This window comes from Mycolicibacterium wolinskyi (assembly GCF_002101965.1).
Taxonomy (GTDB): domain Bacteria; phylum Actinomycetota; class Actinomycetes; order Mycobacteriales; family Mycobacteriaceae; genus Mycobacterium; species Mycobacterium wolinskyi.
Genome location: NZ_LQQA01000033.1, coordinates 526,857 through 552,522 on the forward strand (window position 1 = coordinate 526,857; position 25,666 = coordinate 552,522).

Here is a 25,666-nt window from a genome sequence, read left to right on the forward strand (position 1 = left end):
CCGTCGATGTTGACGAACATCAACATCTGACGATAGCCTCGGATCCATCATGTTGATGATCATCAACAATTTTCGGGAGGATGCAATGGCGCGGAAACCAAGGACACGTTCGTCGGTCCAGGTCTTCAACATCCTGGCCACGCTGGGAGGCGCAGGCCACAATTGGTTCGAGCGGTGGGCGGGTCTCGGGGTTTTCCTGGAGCCTTGGCTGGGCCGGCGGGCGACCAACGTCTTGTGGGCGGCCGCACCACCGCTGCTGTTGCGCAGCGCCGCGCGGGGCCGTTGGCGCGGGGAGGACGCGGCGCTGGCATTCAACGCCGGCATCTCGCTGGCATCGGTGGTCGTGCACTTCATCGATTGGCCCTGGACACGGCGGCTCGGGCTGTTCCCGTGGCTCGACGAGGCCGAAGGCCTACCGCCCGAGTTGGTAGGCCCCTATAACGCGGTGTTGTGGGTCTGGGGCGTGGGGGGTGCCGGCAGCATCCTCTTCGAGACCCGCCGTGCCGACCTGAAATACGCCGTGGTCGGACTCGTCGCCGGTCCGTTGCTGTTGGCATCGGCCCGGCACCATTTCACGTGGGCGCGCGAGCAGGCTGCTGAGGACACCAGCGGCCGGTGGAGTCCGGTGTTCTCGGCCGGTGACTCTGCGGCCACCTCGCCGTCGCGACGGGAGAGCTTGCGCACCGCCCCTAAGGCCGAAACACGTTGACACCGAACGGATAAGACCGCTGTCAGCCACTCAACGAGGAGATGCGAAATGCAACGCGAAGAACACATGATCGGCGACACCTTCGCCTACCGGTATGCCGGACCCGGGGCTGACCACGTCCTGTTGGTACAGCATGGAATCGGAGGTCACGGGGGGATCTACGACAAGTTCGGGGCACACTACGCCGAACGAGGCGCCGAGGTGTGGTGCATGGACGCTCCCGGCCATGGCCGCTCGTGTGTCGATCGTCGTGCCGGCCAATTCACCTTGCAGGAGTGGGTGGACGCCGCGCTGAACGTGACCGAGCACATCGCCACCCACACCGGCTTGCCGGTGTTCATCAAAGGTTCGTCGTTGGGCGCAGCCGCCGCCTACTGTGCCTACGCGGCATCAGACTCGCACGCCGGCGCCGTTTTGATGGGATTCGCCATACCGTCCTCGCCACTGATTCCCGCCGACAACCCCTTTCGCTCCGAGGCGTTCGAGCAGATGACCGCCTTTTTCGGCACGGCTTTGCGGTTCGACATCGACCAATACATCAACTTCGACGAGGACTACGGGTTCCGTGGAGCGGGCGTGCAGAAACACAATGACCCGCTCAACACCTGGAGTTATGACCTCGCGGCCTGGGGGTCGATCCTGCGTTATGACCCGGCCGTCACGCTGGCCGACAACACCAAACCGATCCTGTTCGCCGTCGGGGAGAAGGATCCCATCTTCACCCCCGAGATCGCCAAGATGGTCGCCGATGCCACCGGCGGACCGGTCCAGCTACACATCCACCCTGACGCCGTCCATCAGCTGATGCTCTTCCACACCCTCGACTACGCCGACGTGGTGCACCGCTGGTGCACCAAGCAGCTCAGCTCATCGCACTAGAACCGGACCCCTCTGTCGCCTGCAAAGGAAAGCCATGAAACTCGCCAACCTGGCCGGCCGCGCCGTGTCGATCACCCCGGACGGGATTGTCGATCTCGCCAAAGCGTCCGGAGGGTCACTGCCCAGTCAACCCGACGCGGCGATCGCCAATCTCGATGACATCCGTACGTTCTACGCGACTGCGCAGCCGGAACCGAACGTCACCCTCACCGAAGCCGACCTGCTCGAAGATCTCAGCCTGCTCGACCCGCCCCTGACCGCTCCTCGGCAGATCTTCGCCGTCGGCCTCAACTACGCCGACCACAGCACCGAGACCGGCCTTGCCGTTCCCGATCAACCACTGATCTTCACGAAATTCGCCTCTTCACTGTCCGGTCCTGGCTCAACCATCCCGCTGCCCGCACCCACCTGCGACTGGGAGGTCGAGCTGGTCACGGTCATCGGCCGCGGTGGCCGCAACATCACGCCAGAGGCCGCGATGAGTCATGTGGCCGGATACTGTGTCGGCCAGGACATCTCGGAGCGGGCTTCCCAGATGGAAGGCAGGCCACCGCAATTCAGTCTCGCCAAAAGTCATCGAGGGTTCAGTCCAATCGGCCCGTGGATCACCACCACCGATGAACTCTCCGACCCGAGCGACCTGGCCATCATGACCACGCTCGATGACGAGATCGTCCAGCAGGCCCGCACCAGCGAGATGATCTTCACCGTCGAACACCTCGTGAGTCACCTGTCCGGCGTCTGTGAACTGATGCCCGGTGACCTCATCTTCACCGGCACCCCGTCCGGTGTCGGATACTCACGCACCCCACCGCGCTACCTCACTCCCGGCAGCATCGTGCATTCGGCCATCGAAGGCCTGGGCCGACTCCGCAACCCCTGCACCGCCGCCGGCTGAGGGCGCACACATGCATCTGACAACGACCATCCTGATGGGGTTACTGGCGCTGCTGCTCATCGCCACCGGCACGATGAAACTGCTCGACAACGCCACCGCGCGCGGCAACGCCGATCACCTCGGGATCAGTGCCAATCTGAGCCGCGCGATCGGCATCGCCGAAATCGCAGGGGCCGCAGGGCTTATCCTCGGCATCTTCTTCGTTCCACTCGCCATCATCACCGCGACCGCGGTCCTCATCCTCATGATCGGCGCCATCGTCTACCACGCCCGCGCGCACGACAGCTTCACGGCCATTCTGCCGGCAGTCCTGTCGCCGCGGCGGCCCTGGCGATCATCGTGCTGAGCACACTCAAGTTCTGACAAACAACGCACCCGTTGGTGCGCCGCGTTACAACACCTGCAGAGCCTGACTGTTAATCGGTGGATCCGTCCACGGTTCGGGTCAGCCCTACCAGACTCCCACGCATCCGATCGAACACTAAGGGAGATTCATATGGCCCACTATCGGGCCAATGTCCGTGATCTGGAGTTCAACCTGTTCGAAATGCTGGGGCTGCGAACGCTTCTTGATCCTGGCTGGAGCCGCCGAGCTTGCTGAGAGGCCACTAGCGGAGTCGTTCGCTTCCGCAGACCGCACCTCGCCGGTGTTCGACCCGGGGACACCCACGCCGTGACGTTGCCGGAGGACTTCAAAAAGAGCTTCCGGGTTCTTTGGAGGCTGGATGTTCGAATTTGGGCATGGAGCCCGCGTGCGGCGGGGTGCCCGGACCGAAGGCGTTGCAATCGGCCGTGGCCGAGCTGGTACTGGGCGGCTTACACGCATGCCGCGGGATTTGGTCTCGGCGAGCATCTTCTACCGGCAGGGCGCCCAGGAACATAAGCGGTGGGTGCAGCTGATGGTGTCATGGCAGCCACCTACGCCACCTCGGCATCGGAGGCCGCCACGTCGGCGCCCCGGTCCTGATCCTGGTAACCACCACCGTGTCAGTCATCAGCAACACCAGCTACCACCTCATCGCCGGCCACCACATCAACCCAGACCGCAACTACTGGCCCGAACAAAGAAACACCCCGGCCAAAGGCCGAGGTGATCTGTAACCAATGACTCGACTCATCACACTGTGTCCGAGGGGGGACTTGTCCGTCTACGACACGGATCGTGGTCCTGCGATTGGGGCGCTGACCGCTTCGGTCAAGCATCGCTCCACGTTTTCGCTCAATCGCCACGCCGAGGAGCTCGCCCATCGGGCGGCCAGCCGTCGGTTCCGGACTCAAGCGGAATATTCAGGGATCGAAGCAGGATCGAAAAGAGCCGCCAATTGGCGATTGCTCCGACAAGTTCGACCAACACCGCGTGATCGCTATTGAATGCCTTCTGGCACCCAGCCCAGTTTTCCTCGGAGATGACCCCGTCGCGCACCACATCATCGGTCGCTGCGAGGACCGCACGCTCGACTGGCCCGAGGCTTTCGGAATTCTGCCAGTCGCGCACCGCGAGGAGATCTTGCTCAGGCACGCCGAGCAGTGTGGCGATTCGCCAATGTTGAGTCCATTCGTATTCGGAGCCAGTGATCCAGCCGAGTCGCATGATGATCAGCTCGCGTAGCCGCGCGTCAAGGGAACCGCGGAAGAGTAACGCGTCCAGCAGCCCATACAGCGCAACCGCCACACGCGGCTGATGAAGTGCCACGCGGAATACCGACAGCTCTGCCAACTCTTCGGGCAACCCACATTCGGCAGCTCGCAGCTGGGCCTGCTCACGGTCTAGCATCGGTACGCGTTCCGCCATGGTCACGGGTGGCCCTCTCTGTGGAACCTCTGCACGCCGTTAGGGCGTGGGCAAAAAGACGTTGTGCAGCGCCCCACTTGATCGGGCACTTTCATCTGCAAGCGAAGTGAGCAGCTGCGCGAGCCCAGCGAATCCGGTTGATTCTCTGGTGATCCGGTCGAACGGCCAGCGGCCCATGGCTAGAATCTCGAGGGCTGCCCGGTAGGCGGGATACTCCACGCCGAGTGCACCTACGACGTGTAATTCTTTATAGACCAACAAGTCTGGTTCAAACCAGGGCGCGCCGCCTCCTCCGCGGGTGCCGGCCACCACAACTGTGCCGCCGGGCCTGGCAAGGCCGACGGCATCGGCGAATGCGGAGGGTGCTTTCGCGGTGACGTCGACGACCACGTCGGCAAGCCGTCCGCCTGTCTCACGCTGGAGCGCGGTCGCTGCATCGTCCTTCGATACATCGATGGGCAGGTCGACACCGAATGATCTGGCTATCGCCAGTCGTTGTTCGTCGCGTGGGCCGACGCCGGTCATCGCGACGAACGCGGCTCCCGCCTCTTTGGCCGCCACGGCCGCACAGATTCCACGGATGCCGGGTCCCAGGATCGCTACGACGTCCCCCGCCTTGGTGTCGGGAAGACTCGCCCCCCATTGGATACCGGCCCCGAGAGGGTTGAACAACGTGGCGAGAACGGGGTCCATGTCTTCGGCAATCGGCAGTAGCATCGCGTCCCAGGGAAGCTCCACATGGGTGGCGTATCCGCCCCATAACCCCGCACCGATCTCCACGTCGACGAAGCCGAACATGGTGGCGATGCCGTTGACCGCACACCGCCGGTATTCGCCGCGGCGGCACTCGGGGCAGTCTCGGCAGGACCGGAACACCTCGACGGCCACGCGCTGGCCCGCCTGCACCCCCCAGCGTTCGCCGGCCGCGGCGCCGACCCGCTCGACGATGCCGACGATTTCATGCCCTGGAACGAATGAAAAGCCGGCAGGCAGGTGTCCGGTGAATTGTTCGTGATCCGTACCGCACAGACCACACGCTTCAACTCGCAGTATCGCACCCCGGTCACCGACGTCGGGAATGGTCATCCGGCGTCGCTCCAGATTCCGCGGTCCGGTCAGCACCATCGCCTCGGCGATCATGGAAGCTCAAACCCGCTGAACGATCCTCTTGTTCGGAGGCTGACCGTTCTGCCGACGTACATCTCACTCGCCATCGCCTCGGCGATCTGCGGATCGTCGCTGCGTGCGACAACTCTTCGCCCGTCAGACAGGTGCGCGATGATCGGAGTCCATCGAGGTTGCCCGTCTCGGTCGTAGACGACGGTGTATCCGTCCACTGTCGCGCAACCGGTCGACTCGTCGACGCCTGCGACACCCAACCTCAATGAATCGATCTGAGCTTGTTCGACCGCCGTGTCGAGCAGTCGCCACCCGGTTGGTGGCGGGGTGGCCGACCACAGACCGACCGAATGCTTCGTGGAATACCACCCGAGGCCGGTGACGAGTCCGACATCGGTTGGGTCGCGTCTACACCGTCGGACCATCTCAACGATCGAGTGGCTGACGTAATTGTTTCCGGGACCGCCGTGATAAGGCAGGCCGCCGGTTACTGTGAGGCCTCTGTCGTCGAGCGGGTCCACGTCGAGAGCCTCGGCGGCCATCTCAACTGCCGACGGGAAGCAGGAGTAGAGGTCGAACCACCGAATGTCGTCGGTGGTCAACCGGCCCGCATCGAGAGCCTTCCGTGCCGCTACCTCGATACCCGATGAGCGACTGAGGTCCGGCCGTTCCACGGGGAAGTACACGTCGTTGCAAGTCGCTGCTGACCAGGGAAAGACCCAACGATCGCGCGCGACGCCCAATTCGTCGGCCACCTCGGCCGCCATGAGAATGAAGGCGGCAGCCATGTCGACGGACATGATGCTGTCGAGCAGCTGGGGATAGGGCAAGCAGACCATGCGGTTTTCCGCGGTGACTTCGCTGAGTTCGGTGGCACTTCGTGCGCGCGGGAACCAGGCCTGCTCGGGATGGCGTGCCGCCTCGGCTGTCAACGGTGCCATCAGCGTTCCCAGCCACTCCCGCTGGGCAGCGAAGTCACGGCCGTGGCGCGCGGCGATCGCGGACTCGAAGATGGGATACACCTCGTGCGGCCAACTCAGACCCACCGACAGCTCGGCTTGACTCAACCCTGGGCGGGCGTCCCCCAGGGATTCGTCGCCGGAGCGGGGCGGGGGCGGCGAGTTGAGAAGTGCCCCGCCCTGGAATTTGCGCGCGGAATGCCCGCTCTCCGCACCGACGACCAGGACGACATCTGCTCGGGCCTTGGCTATTTCGCCACTCAACACCTCGACGAGATACTGCGGGGTGTTTCCGCCGACTGGACAGCTGATGCGGCGGGCGGGACCGATGCGCAACGCTTCGCCGATCCTGCTGGCGGGATTGTCCCGCGGGATGACCAGGATGCCGGGAGTCGCGACGGTGTCGATGCGCCGCTCGACCGCGCGACCTGCGTCTTTAACCGCACGGCGTGCGGCCTCCACCGCCAAGTTGATCGGGTCCACGAAGTCGTCCCCGCGATGGGTGACTTCGCCCACGCCGACGACAACCGGGGTACGCGTTTCTACCGGCATCGGCACCCGCTCAGGGCCACGGGGCTGACTTGAGACATAACTGCGATGGTGTCATGTCCGTGGGCGAGTCACAATGGTGCGCGATCGCGGCATACTGGCTGTGTGTCGACGAAGTTGTTGCGATGGGGCGCCGCCGCGCCGACAGATCCTGGGTCCGCTCGCGACCGGTTGCTCGATGCTGCCGAGCGGTGCCTCGAGGGTGGGGGTGTGGTGGGCACGACCATGGAGGACATCGGCAGGACAGCGGGTGTGTCCAGGGCAACGGTGTATCGCTACTTCCCCAGTCGGGAGGCGGTGATGTCGGGCGTCATCATTCGCGCCGCCGAGCGTTATCTTGACCGCATCAGCCCGCGGATCGCGGCGCACGCCGACCTGGGATCCGCGCTCGTCGATTTCGTGGATTACACAGTTGACGCCGCGCGCCGCGAAGAGATCATCGGATTGTTGTTCGGCAGCGACGAGGAACTCGCCGGCGTGGGTCTCGCAGCGGGGACCTCGACGTCCCTCTTCGAAATCGTCACCGAATTTCTGCGTCCCATCTTCACCAGACACTGGAGTTGCGTGGAACCGGGCGTCTCCGTCGACGACGCCGCCGAGTGGGTTGTACGCACGATACTGAGCCTGCTGACTGTTCGAGGGCCGCGGGATCGCAGTCGTGACGGACTCCGGGCGTTTCTGTCGAGGTTCCTCCTTCCCGCGATCTTGGCGGGTGACCACCGTCGACCGGTGTGACAAGTATAGCGTAATGTCTCAACCGCAGCTGAGGTAGGAGGCCGGAAGTGTCTGTGCAATTCACCATGTTCAACGGACAGGTCGCTGAGCAACTGAAGAGTGCAGCAGAAACCACGGGCGGGTTGGCCGGTTACCTCGGCTTCCGGCACACGGAATTCACTGCGGGACGGCTCGTTGCGGAGATGGACGCACGCGACGACCTGAAGACGCCTTTCGGCAACTTGCATGGGGGCTGCTTATCGGCCATGGTCGACCACTGTCTCGGAGTGGTGTTTTATCCCGTGATTCCGATGGGATCCTGGGTCGCGACGACGGAGTTCAAACTGAATTTACTTCGTCCTGTCTCCAGTGGCACCTGTGTAGCCACGGCGGAGATCATCTCGCTGGGCAGAACTAGCGGTGTGGCGCGGATCGACATCTGCAACGGCGGCAGAGCCGTGTGTGCGGCCCAGGGCACCGTCACCGTCGTCGCACCGAAGACGAACTCCTGATGTCTGCACACAGAGCAGGTGATTCGTCGGCCCCTGTCGTCGGGCGCGTGCCCACGGCGGATGGACTGTCGCTAGCGGTCGACCTCTACCGGTGTGACGCGCCGCGGGCGGTCGTGTTGCTCCTTCACGGCGGTGGTCAGAGCCGACAGGCCTGGGATGTCACCGCCCAACGCCTGCACCAGCGGGGCTACACGGTTGCCGCGTACGACACCAGGGGACATGGGGACAGCGACTGGGATCCGGAGGGATGCTATGACATGGACCGACTCGGGTCCGACCTGCTGGCCGTGCGCTCATACGCCGATTCTGGCCGCCCAGTCGCCGCGATCGGGGCTTCGTTGGGCGGTTTGACCATTCTCGGCACACACTTGCTCGCCTCGCCGGAGCTATGGCGGGCCGTCGTGCTGGTTGACGTCACTCCGCGAATGGAGATGCAGGGCGCCCGACGAGTCGTGGCGTTCATGGCGGCACATCCCGAAGGCTTCGACAGCCTGGAGTCGGCCGCTGACGTGATCGCCGCCTACAACCCGCACCGTCCTCGCCCCGAGAACCTCGACGGCCTCCAAAAAGTTCTCCGGCTACGGACAGACGGTCGCTGGGTCTGGCGATGGGACCCTGCGTTTGTGACGTCGAATTTCCAGTTCCTCCAGGGTGATCCAGACGAAGGCGCTAGAGACTTCGAAATGATGAGCGCGTTCCTTCTCGATGGTGCGCGGCAGGTGTCCGCGCCGACGCTGCTGGTCCGCGGCCTGCTATCCGACATCGTCTCCGAAGAGACAGTGAAGGACTTCCTCACCTTGGTTCCCCACGCGCAAACCGTCGACGTTTCGGGCGCAGGCCACATGGTTGCTGGCGACAACAACGACGCGTTCTCGACGGCGGTCGTCGAATTCCTCGACAGGACCATATGAACCCTGCAGTCGGTTTACTGCCCTTTCAGGGCTGGCGCCTATCCTGCTTCTATGCCAACTGAACCAGTTCGGATGTCTTTCCGCCGGCATGTGCGCGAACAGGTTCTGAGGGCGACACGAGAACTCACCATTGAGAAGGGCTGGGATCAGGTCCGGATGAGCGAGGTTGCCGAATCGGTCGGCGTCTCCCGCCCGACGTTGTACAAAGAGTTCGGCGACAAAAAGGGGCTCGGTGACGCGCTTGTGGTGTCAGAGGGCCAGCGCTTTTTGGAGGGCATTCGTGCCGTGCTTGCCGAACATGTGGGCGATGTGCAGGGCGGCATCACCGCAGCGGTGCAGTTCACCCTCTGTGAAGCAGAAGACAGCCCGCTCCTCAAGGCAGTTCTGACGTCCAACCCCTCGGGGAATGATGACGGTGGCTCGTCGTCTACGGGGGTCCTTCCTCTTCTGCCGACCTCGGCTTCCCTGCTTGCGCTCTGCTCTGGGGCTCTGACCACGTGGTTTAACGACCACTTCGCCGATCTCGACCCCGAAGACGTCGAGGACGTCGCAGATGTTCTGGTGCGACTGACCGTGAGTCATGTTGTACTCCCAGCCGCGGACATCGCCACCACTGGTGAGCGGATCTCCCGCGTAGCACTCCGGTACCTGGAAGTTGTCCACAGTTTGTGACCAGCAAGCTTTCGCGACCTATGCATCTGACCAGACGGCAGAGTCTGCGGAGCTTCGAGCGCATGGTTTTGCCGTCGCAGGATGTCAGATCGAGCGGGCGAGGAGGTCTGAGCGGTCAACCCGAAGTTGCTGGGTGATGGCCCGCTTACTGGACATGAAATCGCGAGGACGATTGACGCAGTCGGCGGCGATGAGTTCGCCCTCGCGGAAGTAGAAGCAGCTGAAGTCACGGTCGCGCGACGGGTCACCACTGAGCAACACTTCGTCGTATCCGGCGTTGAGACCGGCAATTTGGAGTTTGAGATCGTACTGGTCGGACCAGAACCACGGAAGCGCAGCGATCGCGCTGTGTTTTCCGCAGATTGTCGCCGCAGCGATCTTGGCCTGCTCGCCGGCGCTCGGTACGGATTCCAAACGAATGCGCGAGCCGTATCGAGCCATGGCGTGGCTGGTGCAGTCGCCGGCGGCCACGATGTCGGGGTCGCTGGTGCGGGCCTGGTCGTCAATCACGATGCCGTTGTCGACGGATAATGCTGCGGCTGCGGCGAGTTCGGTGTTCGGCACCACGCCGACGCCGACGATGACCAGGTCGGCGGGGATCGATTCGCCGTCAGCCAGCACGACCTCCTGCACCCCACCGTTACCGGAGAAGGCGTCGACGAGAGCGTGTGTCCGGATGTCCACTCCCTCGCCGCGGTGGATTCGCGTGTAAAACGCGGAAACCTCCGGCGCGGTGACCCTTTGGAGTACACGCTCGGTTGCCTCGAGGACAGTGACGTTCATGCCGAGCGAACACAGCGAGGCCGCCGTTTCCAGGCCGATGTAACCGCCGCCCACGATCACAACCCTCCGACCCGGTGTAGCGGCGGCACGGATCAACTCGACGTCTGCAGCGGTACGCAGGTAGCGAATTCCGGGAAGATCCACCCCTGGTGTGGGGAGTTGTCTGGGCCTTGCGCCGGTGCACAACGCGAGCTTGGTGTAGGCCAGCGTGTCGCCGGTGCTCAGAGACACACGCTTGGCACTCCGGTGGACCGCCTCCACGGTCGCATTCAAGAGTCGAATGTTCTGCTTTTCGTAGAAATCAGCGCCGCGAATCAGGAGGTCCTCGAGGCCGTTCTTGCCGGCCAGGTAGGCCTTCGACAACGGAGGCCGGTGGTAGGGCAGTCCCTCCTCGTCGCCGATGAGCACGACCTCCCCAGCCCACCCCTCCCTCCGAAGATTGGCTGCCAACTGCGCGCCGGCGTGGCTCGCGCCGACGATCACCGCTCGTTCGGGAGTCATGCACTCTGCTTGGGAGTGAGGCGAACCATCAGCTTGCTGATACCCCTGACGAAATTCGATTGCACATACTCGGGTTCGCCGACTACCTCGATGTTCTCAAAGCGAGGGAGCAATTCCTCCCACAGGATTCGAAGCTGCAACTCAGCAAGTCGGTTTCCCATACACCTGTGCACGCCGAACCCGAACGAGATGTGATTGCGGGCGTTGCTCCTATCGATGATCAACTCATCGGCCCGCTCGAAGACACGCTCATCGCGGTTACCGGAGGCGTACCACATCACGACCTTGTCGCCCTTGCGGATGAATTGCCCGTTCAACATGATGTCTTTTTTCGCGACTCGGCGCATGTACGCCAACGGGGTCTGCCAGCGAATGATCTCGGATACCATATTGGGAATCAGGTCAGGGTTCGCCTTCAACTTCTCGAACTGATCGGGGAACTGGTTCAAGGCGAGAACCCCTCCGCTCATCGAGTTGCGAGTCGTGTCGTTTCCGCCGACGATCAGCAATACCAAATTGCCAAGGAATTCCATCGGGCGGTTGATGAGATCCTTGGTGTCCTCGTTGGCCTGCAGCATCGTGATCAGATCGAAGCCCGGTCGCTCCCCGTTGGCGGTACGGGCCGCCTTGTCATGCCAGAGAGCGCTGAGCCCCTTCGCCATGTCGACCATGCCACGAAACACTCTGTCGTTGTCGGAGGGGCCACCATTGGCTTGCTCCATGGAGGTGGCGAGGTCCGACCATTCCACGAGCTTGTGCCGCTGCTCGTACGGGAAGTCCAGCAGGGTCGCGAGCATGCGCGCTGTCAGTTCGATGGAGACGTGGTGCACCCAATTGAACGGCTGATCCACCGGTAGATCGTCCAGCACTTCCTGGACACGCGAGCGGATCAGCCCCTCCATCTCGCGCAGGTTCTTCGGCGCGACAACCCCTTGGACGGAAGCGCGCTGCAGGTCGTGTTGTGGCGGGTCCATCGCGATGAACATGGCGATGTCCATAAAGCGGGGCGGTCTCCCGATGATGATGAACGGCTCTGCGGAGAAGGCCTCGTGGTTTTTGTCGACGGCGATGATGTCCGCGTGGCGGGTCACCGACCAGAACGGGCCGAACGGACTGTGAGCCTGGTAATGCACCGGCGCCTCGTTGCGCACGCGTTCGAAGTAGGACTTCCAGCGGCCTTGGCGGTAGAGGAACGGGTTGCTGAGATCGATGTCGGCGATATCGACGTCCTCGACCGGAGGAATGGGCGTCTCGGTGAAGATCTTCTTACCATTGGTTCCGGTTACCCACCGGCGTGTCTTGTCGTACACGTGCGCGCCGCGGATTTGCAGCTCCAGAGGCACGGCAGACTGGGCTTTGGCGGCCACTGCCGCGGGAATACTCATTATTGTTTTCTCCAAATCGACGACGTTGTTTCAGAGCTGGAACTCAGGTAGCTCGACCGTCAAGCCATCCCATGCCTCGGAGGCGGCCATCTGGCAGGACAGCCTCGACGTCCGCTGACGCTCGGGATTCATCGCGAGCATTTCCTCTTCGTTGGCGCCGCAGAGTCCCACCGTGTCCGACCACTCGGGAGCGACGATCACGTGGCACGTTCCGCATGCGGCTTCCCCTCCGCAATCGCCGTCGATGCCGGGCACCGCGTTATTTACCGCGATCTGCATCAAAGACTGCCCTTCGGTCAAGGGGGCTTCGTACTTCTCGCCGTCGTGAGAGACGAAGGTGACGACTGCCATGGTTAACTCTCCTCAATTTGGAACTTCGCTTCACTAGTGTTGTCGCGTGTGACCAGCGTCGCTAGGCTCGCAGGAGTCAAAGAGTTGTGTTATTAGCTCACACGCAGGGAGGCACGTGAAACTCGACGACTCGGGTATGCCAGCGTTGGCTTTCCTGCAAATGCTGGACAGTGAGGCGCTGGGGCATGACGCCAGCACTGCGCTCCGCAGCATCATGGTTCGCGAGCACGTCACCGAGTCGATGCTGGTGGGCCGCGACGCGCAGGTCCCCTTACGGTGGTTCAGGGAGATATATTCCGATTTCGATTATGACCAGGGAACCCGTCTGGGTTTCGCGTTCGCCGAACACGCCAAACTGACGTCCTTTGGGGCACTCAGCGTTCCCTTGGTCAGCGCGGGCTCGGTAGCCGAGGTTGTCGAGTTGCTTGCTTATCTGCCGGTGATCACCACCGCCCTCAGCCCGTCGTTCCATTCGACGGAACGCGGCCTCACGATCGGGCTGACCGGTCGCACCGGTGACGCGGGCCTGAACTGCCTGGCCGTCACCTACGGTGGGCTGGCGCTGCTGCGTCTGCTCGACATGCTCGCGGGTGCCGTACCCAATATTGAACTGCATCTGAGTCATTCAGCGCCGGAGTCGTGGGGTGTTCATGACGAAGTGTTGGCGGGTCGGATCTTCTTCGACGCCCCTAGCTCGTTCGTCTACGTTCCCGCGGCTACGCTCGAGGAGGTTTGTCGATTCTCCGATCCTGTTGCGTATCGGATTGCTGTCACCGATTTGCAGCGAACTCTCGATCAACGACGTGACACGTCGTTCTCCGAAAAAGTGACAGACCTGCTGGAGAAAGATCCCGGAGAAACGAACATTAGCCGGACAGCGGGCGAGCTCTCGATATCCCCGAGCACGTTGAAGCGACGCCTCAGCGAAGAGGGGACCACCTTTCGCGAATTACGTCAGTCGTTCTTGCAGGAGCGAGCGATTCTGCGACTTCTCGACAGCTCGGTGTCTGTAAGCGAGATCGCGGCAGAACTCGGATACACAGACCTCACGAACTTCACACATGCCTTCAAACGGTGGACCGGCCGTTCACCGCGCCACTTCAGAAAAACGCGCGACTGAGCGCGCATCGATCCACTCCGGCGCGCCGGGCGCCCGCCGGAACCAGCGGGCTTCACGATTCGGCCGCATCTGCCACCTGGACAGCGTCGAGAAACGACAATTGCGGCGCGGGAATCGGTCATCCCGGCGCCCTCTTGGGAAGAGGCGCAACGGAATTCCAGATTATTCATCCCGCGCCAGCGGCGAGTGCGGCAGGGGGGTGACCCGGGCCGCTGGGCACGCTATGATAACCGTCGTTCACATCGGGACCGGCGCTGAACGCGCGGTCGAGAGGAGCGTGGATGCCACACGACCAGCCGGCCATCATCGGTGCCGCCGAACTCACTCCCGGAAAAAACGTTCCGTACACCTCCACTGAATTGCATGTGCGCGCCGCGGTCGCGGCTCTCGCCGACGCAGGGGTGGCCCCAGACGAGGTCGACGGTCTCGTGTGTGCCGGGCCGATGACGAACGAGGGCTCGGTCTTCCTGTCCGAGGACCTCATGGACTACCTCGGGCTGCACAACCTGAAACTTCAGATGACCTGTCAGCTTGGCGGCGGGACCCATCTGGCCATGACGCGCATGGCGAGTAACGTCATCGCCCGAGGCGAGGCCGATACGGTGCTGGTCGTGTCGGCGGGCAAGTTTCCACCGATCCGCGATGGCGGGCGCGAACTGATGGCGCTGGTATGTGACCATGCGTTCGAGATGCCCTACGGACCGTCCGTGCCGGCGCTGTACGGCTTGATCGCGCAGGCCTGGATGTACGAGACAGGACAGGGCAAGGCGGACATCGCCGAGGTCACCGCGTCGCAGGACCGGTGGGCCGCGCTGAATCCCGCGGCGATCGCGCACCGCTCACAACGCCTGAGTGTGGAGGACGTGCTGGCGTCCCGCCCGATCGCCGGGCCGTTCCACTTCTACCACTGCTCGATTCCCTGCGAGGGCGGTGGCGCGCTCGTGCTGGGCTCTTCCCGCCGGGCTCGCGCGGGCAAGCACCGACCGGTCCACCTGCTCGGCTTCGGAGAGGGTCACACCCACGGCTTCCTGACCTCGCTGGCCCGGCCGGGTCGTACCGGGGCCGCCCGTTCGGGTCCGATGGCCTTCGAGCGCTCCGGACGGGCGCCGGCCGACATCGACATCGCCTTGCTCTACGACGCCTTCGCCTCCAACCCCGCGATGATCCTTGAGGAGGCGGGTTTCGTGAAGCCCGGCGGGGCAGGCGATTTCTACCGTGACGGCCGCGCCGATCCGGGCGGCGACCTTCCGGTGAACACCGACGGCGGCCTGATCCGGTTCGGGCACACCGGGACCTCCTCTGGCATTTCGCAGATCCTTGAGGGTTACTGGCAGCTGTCCGGTCGCGCCGAGGGCCGTCAGGTCTTAGCGGCGGACACCGCGTTCGTGCACAGCTACGGCTCGATGCTGTGCAGTCACGTCAGCATGGTGATGGAGGGAGCGTCATGACCGCAGCTTCGAGTTCCCTCGACGGTCTGCACGATCCTGAGGCGCTGCCGCCGCTGACCGATGTCAACGGTCCCTACTTCGCAGCAGCGGCCCGCGGCGTACTCGTCTTCCAGCGGTGCGCGAACGGCCACCCGTTCCTCTACCCGCGGCTGGTGTGTCCCGTCTGCCATGACGGTGAGTTGGCCTGGGAGACCGCGGCGGGTACTGGTGAGATTGTCAGTTTCGCGCCGGTGTACCGCGCCCCGTGGGACTCGTTCCCGCGCAGCGCGCCGTACGTCGTCGTGCTCGTTCGTCTGGACGAGGGGCCGCAGTTGTTGGCCAGTCTCGAGGGCGTAGCCCCCGATGACGTCGTCATCGGCGCGCGAGTGCGCGCAGTGTTCGAGCGGGTGAACGAGGACCTTGGGCTGGTCCGATTCGGGCCGGCGGCGTCGTGAGCACGTACGGCGTCTCGGTGCTCGGCGGGGACTTGGCCACCCTTGTCGATACGGCCGAGGCTGCCGACCTCGCCGGCTTCGACGCCGCCTGGGCCTCGGAGTTCTACTCACGCTCCGGCTCGATCTCGATGGCCGCGATGGCCGCGCGCACAAAGCGCTGCCGCATCGGGTCGTCGATCCTGTATGGCGTCGGGCGCAGCCCGCTCGTGCTCGCCACAGAGGCGCGTGACCTCGACGAGCTTTCCGGCGGGCGCGTCGTGCTCGGGCTCGGCAACGGCACACGCCGCATGATGAGCGACTGGCACGGCGTGGAGGACACCTCCGCTCCCGCTCTGCGCATGGAGGAGCTGGTCCCGCTCGTGCGTCGGATCTGGAACCTGCACGAGGGCCCCGTGCACCACGAGGGGCGCTTCTACCGGATGAATCTCGTCCCGACCGGCGACGTCGCGCCGCCGAAGCGAGCGATCCCGATCATCACCGCGGGCGTGCGTCCGCGGATGTGCGAGGTGGCCGGGCGCGTGGCCGACGGGTTGGCTGGTCATCCGCTTTTCACCACGGCTTACGTCGAGGAGGTCGCCCGCCCAGCCGTCGTGCGCGGTGCGGAGCGAGCCGGACGCGATCCCGCCGACGTTGAGATCGTCTCGATGGTCATCTGCGCGGTGCACGACGACCCGCAGATCGCGCGTCGTGAGGCCGCGCAGCAGATCGCGTTCTACTCCTCGGTGAAGACCTACGAGCACGTTCTCGATGTGAGCGGCTTCGCCAGGCAGGGGGCGGCGATTCGCGAGGCGTTCGCACGGCGCGACCTGCCGGCCATGTTCGCAGCCGTCACCGACGACATGATCGACTCGATGGCCGTGGCCGGTACCGCCGCCGAGGTCCGCGACGGGCTGCGCCGCTACGAGGGCGTGCTGGATCACATCATTCTCTACTCGCCCTCGATAGGGGTCGCACCCGAACGCATCGCCGAGAACCTCGGCGACCTCATCCGCGATTGTGCGCCGGCTCTCGCCAGCGGGAAAGGTGACCAGAGTGGCTGACGCCTCGCTTATCGGGACGCAACTCGGGAGCACCACATTTCCCGTCGACCGGTCCAAAGTGCGCGAGTTCGCGATTTCCCTCGACGACCACGACCCGATCTACCAGGACGCCGCAGCCGCCCGGGCCGCCGGCTTCAGCGCGATCCCCGCTCCGCCGACCTTCGTCGTCTCCTCGGCTCACTGGCGCGCAGACGACGACATGTTCGGCGGCCTCGGCCTCGACCTGCGCCGCGTACTGCATGGCGAGTGCGGCTGGGAGTATTTCGCGCCGGTGTTCGTCGGTGACGAGCTCACCGAGACGCGCCGGGTGTCGAACGTGACCAGCCGTGAGGGCAAGCGCGGCGGCACCATGACAATGGTCACGATCGAGACCGACTTCACCAATCAGCGCGACGAGCTCGTCGTGCGCCAGACCGACGTCTTGATCGAAACCGGAGGCTCCACCCAATGACGACATCCTCCGCACCGGTGGCGTTGGCCGCTGGCGACGAGATGCCGACCTCACAGTTCGGCCCGCTGACGCGCTCGCACATCGTCCGCTACGCCGGCGCCGGCGGCGACTTCAACCCGATCCACCACGACGAAGAGTTCGCCCGCGCGGCCGGCATGCCCGGTGTGTTCGGCATGGGACTGCTGCACGGCGGCTTGCTCGCCCAGCGGCTGACCGCCTGGGTAGGCCTGGCCTACATCCGCTCGTTCCGCATCCGTTTCACCGGTCAGGTATGGCCTGGTGACCTGCTCAGCTTCGCCGGCACGGTCACCGGCGTGCGCGAGGCCGGAGGGCAGCAGGTGGCCGACCTCGAACTTGTGGTCACGCGCCAGACCGGCGAACCCGCGATAAAGGGGAGCGCCGTCGTGCAGGTGGCCCGGTGAGCGCGCCAACGAGCGACGTCACCGGCCTGGGCATGACGTTCGGGACCTTCGACGAAGGCCAAGCGTGGGTCGGTCATCGCTCCGAACCGCGGCGTGCGTGGTTCCCGATCGACCGCTCGATGGTGTTGTACTACTGCTCGCTCGTCGAGGACGCGAACCCCCGCTACTGGGAGGGTGAGGACTGCCCGCCCGGACTGCTGATGACCCTCGGCTTCGCGCCGCAGTGGGTGCCCGAGTACCTAGCGCGTGCCGACATGATGTTCGCGCTCAGCGTCCCGTTGCCCGGCCACCACATCATCAACGCCTCAACGACGACCGAGTTCGAACGCCGGCCCCGGGTAGGCGATCACGTGTCGATCGTGGAGGAGATCGCCTCGATCTCCGAGCCGAAGACGACGCGGGTGGGCACCGGCGTGTTCATCACCACGGTGAGCACCTTCTCCGACCAGCACGGTGAGGTCATCGGCCGCAACACCAACGTGCTCTTCCGATACGACACCGCCGATAGTGAAGGCGCATCATGAACGAATCCACCGAGCACAGCATGGTCCGCTTCCCCGTGCGGTTCGAGGACATCGCCGTCGGCGACACCATGACGTCCCTCTCGATCGAGATCAGCTACAAGCGCATCTGCATGAACGCGGCTTCGACATGGGACTGGTTCCCCGGTCACCACGACCCCGACTATGCGCGCAGCCAGGGCCAGCGCACGATCTACCTGTCAACCCTCTTCTTCCATGGCTTCATCGACCGCGGCCTCAACGAATGGGCCGGACCCGACGCGCTCATCCGACGCCGCAAAATCTCAATGATCCGGTCGATCTACCCGGGCCAGACCGCGACCCTGAGCGGCAATGTCGTGGCCAAACGCGACGATGGCGGACGGCGCCTCGTCGACCTTGAACTGCTCGTCTCGAGCGAGGACGGTCCCTGCGTACCGAGTGAAGCCACCGTTGAGCTGGCCGACCCGTTGGTCGAGGTGCCCGGGTGAACTGCCACTCACATGCGAGGCGACGGTGAGGGACGGAGGCTCGGTGGCCGAGCAACCGATTCGCTACGAGGTCGTCGACAGCGTCGCGTGGCTCACGATCAACCGGCCCGAGGCGCGCAACGCGCTCAACAACGCTGTGCGCACGGGGCTTTTCGACGCGGTACGCCGCTTCAACGACGACGACGCGGCGAAGGTGCTCGTCCTCACCGGCGCGGGCGATAAGGCGTTCTGCGCCGGCGGGGACTTGAAGGAGATGGCGCAGAACGCGCTCAAGGTGCCCCCGAAGGACTTCGCTCCGCAGTTCGGCCGCAACATCGACGTCGCGAAGCCGACGATCGCGGCCGTCAACGGTGTCGCGTTCGCCGGGGGCTTCCTGCTCGCGCAGCAGTGCGACCTGGTCGTGGCTGCCGAACACGCGACCTTCGCCGTCAGCGAGGTCAAGGTCGGCCGCGGTTCGCCGTGGGCAACACCGCTGTCGTGGCTGGTGCCCCCACGCGTTGCCATGCAGATCCTGCTTACCGGCGACCCGATCACCGCCGAGCGCGCCCACCAGGTCGGCTTGGTCAACGAGGTGGTGCCGGCCGATCAGTTGCGCGAGCGTACCCAGCGGTTGGCGCTCAGCATCGCCGCGAACGCTCCGCTATCGGTGCTCGCGTCCAAGCGCACCGTGCACCTCTCGGCACAGCACCACCTCGCCGCCGCGTACGACCTGGCCGACGAGATCTGGGAGCCGGTCTATCTGAGCGACGACGCGCAGGAAGGCCCGAGGGCGTTCCGCGAGAAGCGCGCGCCGCAGTGGAAGGGATGTTGACGTGGCGGTGAGCATGCAGCCGGTCATCGCCGACATCGAAGCGGAGACGGCAGCCCTACGCGGATTGGTCGCGCCGCTGACCGAAGGTCCGCGCGGCTGGGACGCGCCGACGCCGGCCGTGGGCTGGACGATCCGCGACCAGATCAGCCATCTGGCGTTCTTCGACGACGTGGCGGTGCGCTCGACCACCGACCCCGACGGGTTCAGCAGCGACTACCTGCCGATGATGGCCGACGGAAGCATCTCACCCGACGTCATCGCCGAGCGCTACCGTCAAATGCCGGCTGCCGACCTGCTCGCGTGGTTCGACACGTCGCGTGCAGCCCTCGTTGCGGCGTTCGCGGACATTGACCCGGCGACCCGCCTGCCGTGGTTCGGGCCGCCGATGAGCGCGGTCTCGTCGCTGACAGCGCGACTCATGGAGACCTGGGCGCACGGCCAGGACGTCGTCGACGCGCTCGGCGGGACCCGCGCGGCCACGGCACGGCTGCGTCACGTAGCCCACATCGGGGTGGGTGCGCGCGCGTTCAGCTACCTGGCCAACGGTCTGGACCTGCCCGCGGACCCGGTACGCGTTGAGCTGACCGCTCCGGACGGCAGCGTCTGGACGTGGGGGCCAGCCGACGCCACCAACCACGTGAGCGGGCCGGCGCTCGACTTTTGCCTGTTGGTCACCCAACGCCGCCACCGCGACGACACCGCTTTGGTCGCCGACGGCCCGCTGGCCGACCAGTGGCTCGCGATCGCCCAGGCCTTCGCGGGGCCCCCTGGCGGCGGACGCGTGGCGGGCCAGTTCGCAGGGGGTCAGCGGTGAGCGTCCCGGTCCGCATCGGCAACTGTTCCGGCTTTTACGGCGACCGCATCGCCGCAGCCCGCGAGATGGTCGAGGGCGGACCGATCGACGTCCTGTGCGGTGACTATCTGGCCGAGCTGACCATGCTCATCCTGGCCAAGGCCCAGGCTAAAGACCCGTCCGGCGGGTACGCGCGGACTTTCCTCACCCAAATGGAACAGGTGCTGGGCACCTGTCTCGATCGTGGCATCAAGGTCGTCGCGAACGCGGGCGGGCTGAGTCCCGCCGGCTTGGCCGCCGCGTTGCGCGAGCTGTCCGCACGTCTCGGCCTCACCGCGCGCGTCGCGCACGTCGAGGGCGACGACCTACGTGGCGACCTCCACGCAATCACGCCGCCCGTCGGCGACATCAAACCGGTATCGGCCAACGCCTACCTCGGCGCCTGGGGCATCACCGAGGCGCTGCGTTCGGGCGCCGACGTCGTCGTGACCGGCCGGGTCACCGACGCATCCCTGGTCGTCGGTCCAGCCGTCTGGTGGCACGCTTGGGCACCCGCCGACTGGGATCGGCTCGCGGGCGCGGTCGTCGCCGGGCACGTGATCGAGTGCGGCCCTCAGGCGACGGGCGGCAACTACGCGTTCCTCGACGAGATCACCGACCGCCGCTACCCGGGGTTTCCGATCGCCGAGGTCGCCGAGGACGGCTCTTCGGTGATCACGAAGCATCCCGGCACCGGGGGACTGGTCTCAGTCGGCACGGTCACCGCCCAGCTGCTCTACGAGATCGCTGAACCTGCCTACCTCGGCCCCGACGTCGTCGCCCACTTCGACACCATCCGGCTGGCTCAACAGGGTGAGCACCGCGTCGCGATCAGCGGTACGAAAGGCAGTCCGCCGCCGGACACGTTGAAGGTGGCGCTGAATGAGGTGGGCGGCTTCCGTAACACGATGACCATGGTGCTCACCGGCCTCGACATCGAGGCCAAGGCGGCTTTCGCCGAACAGCAGCTCTTCGACGTTCTCGGCGGACGCGACGCCTTCGACGAAGTCGACGTGAGGCTGTTGCGTTTCGACTTCTCCGACGCACCGACGAACGAGCAAGCCTGCGCGCACCTGCGTGTGACGGTGAAGGACGCCGACCCGCGCAAGGTGGGCCGAGCCTTCTCCGGGGGGGTCATGGAGATCGCCCTGGCTGGTTTCGCCGGCTTCCACACCACCACGCCACCGTCCTCGGAGACCGCCTTCGGCGTCTACCGGCCGGCCTACGTAGCGCGCTCGGCTCTCACGCACGTACTCGTCGACGCCGACGGCACACGGCACGAGATCCCCGACCCGCCGACCGGTGCCGTCCCGCCGGCTGGGATCGCCCCGCCCGCGAAGCTGCCGGTGCCGTCCGGGCCGACACGTCGCGCGCCGCTCGGGTCGGTACTCGGCGCGCGGTCCGGAGACAAGGGCGGCAACGCTAACCTCGGCCTGTGGGCACGGGATGACCCTGGGTACGCGTGGGCGCGCGACTACCTCAGCGTCGAGCGGCTGCGCACACTGCTCGGGCCGGAGACGGCGCACCTGCGCATCGAACGCTTCGAACTGCCGAACCTGCGCGCCCTCAACGTGGTGGTGCACGGCTTGCTCGGTGACGGGGTGGCCTCCTCGACCCGGCTGGACGCGCAGGCCAAGGGGCTCGGGGAATACGTGCGGTCCCGCATGGTGGATATTCCCCAGTCGCTGCTCGACACACACTGAATCCGGTGCGGGGCGCCGTCTACCTTGCTGTGTAACCCCGAATCGACTACGTCAGCGGATAGGTCGTGCAATGCTGGGGCGGCTTCAACTCCTGAAGGGACTCGACTCAGCCGACCGCCACGCGAATCCGGTCACGGCGCGCCGCTGAACAGTGCCGCAACGGCCGCGGCGACCAGCATCGCCTCAATCGTCGCGTCGTCCAGCGACGCCGGCATGTGCGCGGACGCGTTGAGCAATGACAGCACGGCGGCGACCAGGCCCTGTGCGCGCTCACGGTCCAGATCGCCCCGTGCTCGTACGAGCGCGTCGACCCAGAAAGACTCGTAGCTGTGCTGTCGGCGTCGCAGGGCACGGGTCGCCAGCGGCGACAGCGAGCGGTGCTCGCGGGCGTAGACGGCCAACAGGCCGCGTCGTCGCGCGCCGAAGGCCGCATGTAGGTCGACAAGGGCGTGCAGGACCTCCGTCGGTGTGCCGGCGGTGGTGGCACGCCGGGCGCCGGCCAGCAGCTCAGTCATGGCGGCGTCGCATAACTCGCGCAGGATCGCGTCCTTGTTCTGAAAGTGCCGGTAGACGGCCGGCCCGCTCACCCCTGCTGCGGCACCGATGTCGTCGATGCCCACGGCGTGAAAGCCTTGCCGCGCGAACAGGTCGGCGGCGGCCTCGAGGAGCAGTTTGCGGCGCAAACCGGCCACTTTCTGTCCTCCTGTCAATTTGTGGTTGACGTTGTTCGCCGTCCGACCCGCTGGGCTGGGATCCTGCCGACGCTGACGTTGCCTGTGTCGGCGCCCGCGCACCACATCGAGGGAGGTGAACGAAACCGCTAGCCCCCCCGATGCTGTCGCATCCTCTTCTCAGTTCATGATTTAGGGGCTCTGCTTCGAACCCGCGATTGCAGCGGCACGACTCAGCGCAAAACGACTCCGCCCTCGATGCCCGTGAACTGCGCGCGCAGCTCGGTCTTGAGCAGCTTGCCAGTGGCGTTGCGCGGCAGTTCGGCGACGAAGTGCACGTCACGCGGACACTTGAAGTGCGCCAGCCGCTCCCGGCACCACGCCACGATCTCCTCGGCGCTCGGTGCCTGTGTTGCCGGGTCGGCGACGACGATCGCGACGACGCGTTCGCCCCACTTTGAGTCCTTGCCGCCGATCACGGCGGCGTCGAGTACCGCCGGGTGGCGGAAGAGAACTTGCTCGACCTCGATCGGGTAGACGTTCTCGCCGCCGGAGATGATCATGTCCTTCTTGCGGTCGACGAGGGTGATGAAGCCCTCGGCGTCCATGCGCCCGAGGTCGCCCGTGTGGAACCAGCCCCCGCGTAACGCCTCGGCGCTCGCCTCGGCCTTCATCCAGTAGCCAGTGAACACATTCGGGCCGCGCACGATCAGTTCGCCCACGGTGTCGGTCGCGACGTCGCGGTCGTCGTCGTCGACGATGCGGGCGTCGACATGCATTGCGACGCGGCCGATCGACCCGGCCCGCGTGCTGATGTTGTCGGCGTCGAGGACGGTCACCAGGGGAGCGGTCTCGGTCATGCCGAAGCCCTCGGTGAAGGGCACGCCTCGCTGGCGCATGAAGTCGATGACCGTGAGGGGGACGGGCGACCCGCCGCCCATGGCGAAACGCAGCGCAGACAGGTTGAAGGAGTCGAAGTCGGACACCTGTGTGAGAGCGGTCCACATGGCCGGCACCATGAACTGAACCGTGACGTGGTGGTCGGCCATCGCCTGCAGCGTAGCTCGCGGCTCGAAGGACGGCATGATGACGCTGGTGCCGCCCACGTAGAGCAGCGGCAGGGTGTGTACTCCCAGCCCGCCGATGTGGAACATCGGCGCCACCGCGACGGTGACGTCCTCGCCCCGCAGGCCGATGTCGGTGCCGAGGACGTTGATCGCGTTCCATAGCAGGTTGTCGTGGGTGAGGATCGCGCCCTTGGGTCGTCCCGTCGTCCCCGACGTGTACATGATGAACGCGGGGTCGCGGCCGTCGACGTCACCGTTGAGCGGTTCGGGCGCGGCGCCCGAGACGACGTCTTCGTAGCCGAGCTCGCCCGGCGCCGGCACCCCACCGGCGCGCACGACATGGCGCACGCGGACTCCGGACTCGGTGACGGCGCTCCTGGCCTGCGCGGCCAACGGCTCATAAAAGACCAGAACATCGGCGCCTGAGTCGGCCAGGATGTAGCCGATCTCGGGTCCGGCAAGGCGCACGTTGAGCGGAACTGCAAGTGCGCCGATTTTGGCGCAGCCCAGCAGCACCTCGATGAACTCGGTCGAATTGACCAGCTGCATCGCGACCCGATCGCCCCTGCGCACGCCGAGGGCGATGAGTGCGGCGGCGACCTGGTTGGTGCGCCGATCGAGGTCGGCGTAGGTGATGTGCGCGCCGTTGCTGATCAACGCGGTGCGCCCGCCGTTGAGGAAGGCGCGCCGGGTCACCCACTGACCGATGCCGAGTTGCATGCGATTCCCTTTCATTCCGCGGCGACTCAGTAGGACGCGGGCAGTTTCAGGCTGTGCTGCGCCACGAAGTTGAGGATCATTTCGCGGCTGATCGGCGCGGTGCGCATGAGCCGGGCCGGACCCCACAACGTGGCGAGGCCGTACTCGGTGGCCATGCCGTTGCCGCCGTGGGTCTGAATCGCCTGGTCGAGCGCCAGGATGCCCGCCTCGGCTGCGGCGTATTTCGCCATGTTCGACGCCTCACCCGACCCCGGATCGCCGGCGTCGTGCAGGGAGGCGGCACGCTGAGTCATCAACCGGGCCAGCTCAACCTGGATCTTGGCGTGGGCGAGCGGGTGCGATACGCCCTGGTGCGAGCCGATCGGCGCTCCCCACACGTGGCGCTTGCGGGCGTAATCGGCGGCTTTATCCAGCGCGTAGCGACCGATGCCGTTGCCGAGCGCCGCCCCCATGATTCGCTCCGGGTTCAGGCCCATGAAGACCTGGCGCAGGCCCTCGTTCTCCGTGCCGACAAGGTTGGCGGCCGGCACGCGGACGTCATCGAAGAATAGAGTGAACTGCTTCTCTGGAGTGACCGCCTGCACCGGGATGAGTGACTTGGTCAGCCCGGGGACATCGGTGGGCACGACGAGCAGGCTGAGTAGTCCGCGACCACTGTCGTTGGTAGACGTTCGGGTGACCACCAGGATCGCTTCGGCTTCATCGACGCCAGAAATGTAGTACTTGGTGCCGTTGATGACCCAGTCGTCACCGTCGCGTTTCGCGGTCGTGGAGATGTTGTGCGAGTTCGAGCCCGCGTCCGGCTCGGTGATCGCGAAGGCCATGATCGTCTCGCCGCTGGCGATGCCCGGCAGCCACTGCTGCTTGAGTTCCTCACTGCCGAATGCCTGGATGATCGTGCCGCAGATGGTCGGCGAGACGACGGTCATCAGCAGCGGGCAGCCCGCCGCGGCGAGCTCCTCACCGACGATCTGCATGTCGTAGATGCCGCCGCCGCCGCCGCCGTACTGCTCGGAAAGGTTCACCCCGAGGAAGCCCTGTTTGCCCACGGCCTGCCACAGCTCGGTGCTCTTCCCGCCGGCCAGCGACTTTTCCAGGTAGTACTCGTGTCCGAAGTCCTTGGCGATCTCGGCGACCGCCTTGCGCAGGTCCTGACGTTCCTCTGTCTCGTGCAATTCCATGACACTCCTCACATCGGTATCGACGCGCCACCGATCGGGAG

Annotated in this window: 28 protein-coding genes; 19 read left to right on the forward strand and 9 right to left on the reverse strand. The window is 65.2% G+C overall.

Going from position 1 to position 25,666, the window contains the following annotated elements; all coding sequences use genetic code 11:
• Positions 1–85: 85 nt before the first annotated feature.
• The 4 genes from AWC31_RS32680 to AWC31_RS32695 are packed head-to-tail and all read left to right on the forward strand — an operon-like array spanning position 86 to position 2,832.
• Complete coding sequence (locus AWC31_RS32680; RefSeq protein ID WP_133060238.1) at positions 86–709, forward strand: hypothetical protein; 624 nt, start codon at positions 86–88, stop codon at positions 707–709.
• Positions 710–757: 48 nt separating this feature from the next.
• Complete coding sequence (locus AWC31_RS32685; RefSeq protein WP_085149359.1) at positions 758–1,588, forward strand: alpha/beta hydrolase; 831 nt, start codon at positions 758–760, stop codon at positions 1,586–1,588.
• 34 nt (positions 1,589–1,622) lie between these two features.
• Entirely contained in the window at positions 1,623–2,486 is an 864-nt protein-coding gene (locus AWC31_RS32690) for a fumarylacetoacetate hydrolase family protein (RefSeq protein WP_085149362.1), read from the forward strand.
• A 10-nt stretch (positions 2,487–2,496) separates the two neighbouring features.
• Positions 2,497–2,832, forward strand: coding sequence for a DoxX family protein (locus tag AWC31_RS32695; RefSeq protein ID WP_085149365.1), 336 nt, complete (start codon positions 2,497–2,499; stop codon positions 2,830–2,832).
• An 873-nt stretch (positions 2,833–3,705) separates the two neighbouring features.
• On the opposite strand, the gene AWC31_RS32705 is transcribed toward AWC31_RS32695, so the two are convergent.
• From AWC31_RS32705 to AWC31_RS32715, 3 genes are read right to left on the reverse strand one after another with little or no spacing between them, the layout of a single operon-like run.
• Positions 3,706–4,284, reverse strand: coding sequence for a carboxymuconolactone decarboxylase family protein (locus tag AWC31_RS32705; RefSeq protein ID WP_085149371.1), 579 nt, complete (start codon positions 4,282–4,284; stop codon positions 3,706–3,708).
• Between the two features lie 33 nt (positions 4,285–4,317).
• On the reverse strand, positions 4,318–5,418 hold the full coding sequence (locus tag AWC31_RS32710; protein ID WP_085149374.1) for a zinc-dependent alcohol dehydrogenase: 1,101 nt from the start codon (positions 5,416–5,418) through the stop codon (positions 4,318–4,320).
• A complete protein-coding gene (locus tag AWC31_RS32715; RefSeq protein ID WP_085149379.1) occupies positions 5,415–6,908 on the reverse strand; it encodes an acetyl-CoA acetyltransferase in 1,494 nt (497 codons plus the stop codon). Before AWC31_RS32715 ends, AWC31_RS32710 begins: the two co-directional genes overlap by 4 nt.
• Before the next feature lie 45 nt (positions 6,909–6,953).
• On the opposite strand from AWC31_RS32715, the gene AWC31_RS32720 reads away from it, so the two are divergent.
• From AWC31_RS32720 to AWC31_RS32735, 4 genes are all read left to right on the forward strand, one after another.
• Positions 6,954–7,640, forward strand: coding sequence for a TetR/AcrR family transcriptional regulator (locus AWC31_RS32720; protein WP_110775365.1), 687 nt, complete (start codon positions 6,954–6,956; stop codon positions 7,638–7,640).
• Positions 7,641–7,693: 53 nt separating this feature from the next.
• Positions 7,694–8,131: a PaaI family thioesterase gene (locus tag AWC31_RS32725; RefSeq protein WP_085149944.1), complete on the forward strand. Its 438-nt coding sequence runs from the start codon at positions 7,694–7,696 to the stop codon at positions 8,129–8,131.
• Positions 8,131–9,042, forward strand: coding sequence for an alpha/beta fold hydrolase (locus tag AWC31_RS32730; RefSeq protein ID WP_085149382.1), 912 nt, complete (start codon positions 8,131–8,133; stop codon positions 9,040–9,042). Before AWC31_RS32725 ends, AWC31_RS32730 begins: the two co-directional genes overlap by 1 nt.
• A gap of 90 nt (positions 9,043–9,132) precedes the next feature.
• Complete coding sequence (locus tag AWC31_RS32735; RefSeq protein ID WP_207626485.1) at positions 9,133–9,714, forward strand: TetR/AcrR family transcriptional regulator; 582 nt, start codon at positions 9,133–9,135, stop codon at positions 9,712–9,714.
• An 84-nt stretch (positions 9,715–9,798) separates the two neighbouring features.
• Here the strand turns inward: AWC31_RS32735 and AWC31_RS32740 are convergent, their stop codons facing one another.
• From AWC31_RS32740 to AWC31_RS32750, 3 genes are read right to left on the reverse strand one after another with little or no spacing between them, the layout of a single operon-like run.
• On the reverse strand, positions 9,799–10,998 hold the full coding sequence (locus AWC31_RS32740; RefSeq protein WP_085149388.1) for an NAD(P)/FAD-dependent oxidoreductase: 1,200 nt from the start codon (positions 10,996–10,998) through the stop codon (positions 9,799–9,801).
• The gene (locus AWC31_RS32745; RefSeq protein ID WP_085149391.1) at positions 10,995–12,383 is read right to left on the reverse strand and encodes a cytochrome P450; all 1,389 of its coding nucleotides are present in this window, start codon (positions 12,381–12,383) and stop codon (positions 10,995–10,997) included. The genes AWC31_RS32740 and AWC31_RS32745 overlap by 4 nt, the downstream gene beginning before the upstream one ends.
• 30 nt (positions 12,384–12,413) lie before the next feature.
• Positions 12,414–12,734, reverse strand: coding sequence for a 2Fe-2S iron-sulfur cluster-binding protein (locus AWC31_RS32750; protein WP_085149393.1), 321 nt, complete (start codon positions 12,732–12,734; stop codon positions 12,414–12,416).
• A gap of 115 nt (positions 12,735–12,849) precedes the next feature.
• Here AWC31_RS32750 and AWC31_RS32755 point away from each other — a divergent pair, with 115 nt between their 5' ends.
• The 11 genes from AWC31_RS32755 to AWC31_RS32810 all read left to right on the forward strand — a co-directional run bounded on the left by AWC31_RS32755 (position 12,850) and on the right by AWC31_RS32810 (position 21,986).
• Complete coding sequence (locus tag AWC31_RS32755) at positions 12,850–13,854, forward strand: helix-turn-helix domain-containing protein (RefSeq protein WP_085149396.1); 1,005 nt, start codon at positions 12,850–12,852, stop codon at positions 13,852–13,854.
• A gap of 281 nt (positions 13,855–14,135) precedes the next feature.
• On the forward strand, positions 14,136–15,302 hold the full coding sequence (locus tag AWC31_RS32765; protein ID WP_085149399.1) for a thiolase family protein: 1,167 nt from the start codon (positions 14,136–14,138) through the stop codon (positions 15,300–15,302).
• A complete protein-coding gene (locus tag AWC31_RS32770) occupies positions 15,299–15,736 on the forward strand; it encodes a Zn-ribbon domain-containing OB-fold protein (protein WP_085149402.1) in 438 nt (145 codons plus the stop codon). Before AWC31_RS32765 ends, AWC31_RS32770 begins: the two co-directional genes overlap by 4 nt.
• The gene (locus AWC31_RS32775) at positions 15,733–16,776 is read left to right on the forward strand and encodes an LLM class flavin-dependent oxidoreductase (protein ID WP_234817071.1); all 1,044 of its coding nucleotides are present in this window, start codon (positions 15,733–15,735) and stop codon (positions 16,774–16,776) included. Before AWC31_RS32770 ends, AWC31_RS32775 begins: the two co-directional genes overlap by 4 nt.
• On the forward strand, positions 16,769–17,227 hold the full coding sequence (locus tag AWC31_RS32780; protein ID WP_085149408.1) for an FAS1-like dehydratase domain-containing protein: 459 nt from the start codon (positions 16,769–16,771) through the stop codon (positions 17,225–17,227). Before AWC31_RS32775 ends, AWC31_RS32780 begins: the two co-directional genes overlap by 8 nt.
• Entirely contained in the window at positions 17,224–17,649 is a 426-nt protein-coding gene (locus AWC31_RS32785) for a MaoC/PaaZ C-terminal domain-containing protein (protein WP_085149410.1), read from the forward strand. Before AWC31_RS32780 ends, AWC31_RS32785 begins: the two co-directional genes overlap by 4 nt.
• A 32-nt stretch (positions 17,650–17,681) precedes the next feature.
• Positions 17,682–18,173 (forward strand): FAS1-like dehydratase domain-containing protein, encoded by a 492-nt coding sequence (locus AWC31_RS32790; protein WP_206430379.1) that lies wholly within the window; start codon positions 17,682–17,684, stop codon positions 18,171–18,173.
• The gene (locus AWC31_RS32795) at positions 18,170–18,640 is read left to right on the forward strand and encodes a hotdog family protein (protein WP_085149414.1); all 471 of its coding nucleotides are present in this window, start codon (positions 18,170–18,172) and stop codon (positions 18,638–18,640) included. The genes AWC31_RS32790 and AWC31_RS32795 overlap by 4 nt, the downstream gene beginning before the upstream one ends.
• A gap of 43 nt (positions 18,641–18,683) precedes the next feature.
• Complete coding sequence (locus tag AWC31_RS32800) at positions 18,684–19,451, forward strand: enoyl-CoA hydratase/isomerase family protein (protein WP_085149416.1); 768 nt, start codon at positions 18,684–18,686, stop codon at positions 19,449–19,451.
• Position 19,452: 1 nt separating this feature from the next.
• Positions 19,453–20,265 carry a TIGR03084 family metal-binding protein gene (locus AWC31_RS32805; protein ID WP_085149418.1) on the forward strand — a complete coding sequence of 271 codons (813 nt, stop codon included), beginning with the start codon at positions 19,453–19,455 and terminating at the stop codon, positions 20,263–20,265.
• The gene (locus AWC31_RS32810; RefSeq protein WP_085149420.1) at positions 20,262–21,986 is read left to right on the forward strand and encodes an acyclic terpene utilization AtuA family protein; all 1,725 of its coding nucleotides are present in this window, start codon (positions 20,262–20,264) and stop codon (positions 21,984–21,986) included. The genes AWC31_RS32805 and AWC31_RS32810 overlap by 4 nt, the downstream gene beginning before the upstream one ends.
• Positions 21,987–22,117: 131 nt before the next feature.
• On the opposite strand, the gene AWC31_RS32815 is transcribed toward AWC31_RS32810, so the two are convergent.
• From AWC31_RS32815 to AWC31_RS32825, 3 genes are all read right to left on the reverse strand, one after another.
• Positions 22,118–22,678 (reverse strand): TetR/AcrR family transcriptional regulator, encoded by a 561-nt coding sequence (locus AWC31_RS32815; protein WP_085149422.1) that lies wholly within the window; start codon positions 22,676–22,678, stop codon positions 22,118–22,120.
• 212 nt (positions 22,679–22,890) lie between these two features.
• Complete coding sequence (locus tag AWC31_RS32820; protein WP_085149424.1) at positions 22,891–24,444, reverse strand: acyl-CoA synthetase; 1,554 nt, start codon at positions 24,442–24,444, stop codon at positions 22,891–22,893.
• 26 nt (positions 24,445–24,470) lie between these two features.
• Positions 24,471–25,625 (reverse strand): acyl-CoA dehydrogenase family protein, encoded by a 1,155-nt coding sequence (locus AWC31_RS32825; RefSeq protein ID WP_085149427.1) that lies wholly within the window; start codon positions 25,623–25,625, stop codon positions 24,471–24,473.
• Between the last annotated feature and the right edge of the window lie 41 nt (positions 25,626–25,666).